The following is a 471-nucleotide window of genomic DNA, read 5'->3' as shown; positions in this document are numbered from 1 at the left end:
GCCCATGCAGGTCTGATTGCAGTGGATGGTTTGCGAACCGGCTTGATGCCGGTTCGTTCGTTTACAAGGTGGCTCCCGCCGCGCCTGCCTTGCTCTTGAGCGCTGCTTCAAGGCGGTCAATGAACAGGCGCACCCTGTGAGGAACGCGCTGGCGTGTTGGCAGCACTGCCGTGACAGACAGCTGTTCGGGCATGGCATCTTCGAAGTCCACCTGCTGAAGGCTGCCTTCGTTGATTTCCTGTCGGACATCCCAATAGGTCAGCATGGCCAGTCCCATACCTTGTTTACATGCCGTGCGCACGGCCTCGACGCTGTTGGCAGAGAAGGGGCCCTGAGCGCGAATGGTGATGGGCTCGCCGTTTTTTGTGAACGACCACCAGGGCATTGCGTGCAAGGCAATGCACGGGTGGTGTCTGAGTTCCTCCAGTAGCGCTGGTTTGCCGTGCCTCGCCAGGTAGTCTGGGCTTGCAC

General features: G+C 59.9%; 1 protein-coding gene. It reads right to left on the bottom strand.

The genetic code is table 11. From position 1 onward, the window contains the following. Nucleotides 1-61: 61 nt before the first annotated feature. Nucleotides 62-471: substrate binding domain-containing protein (locus ALO43_RS17650; RefSeq protein WP_217999778.1), on the bottom strand; the 410-nt coding region annotated here is incomplete at its 5' end.

It is taken from the genome of Pseudomonas tremae (genome assembly GCF_001401155.1).
Lineage (GTDB): Bacteria > Pseudomonadota > Gammaproteobacteria > Pseudomonadales > Pseudomonadaceae > Aquipseudomonas > Aquipseudomonas tremae.
Note: the sequence above shows the minus strand (reverse complement) of the source record. Positions and strands in the feature narration are given on the sequence as shown.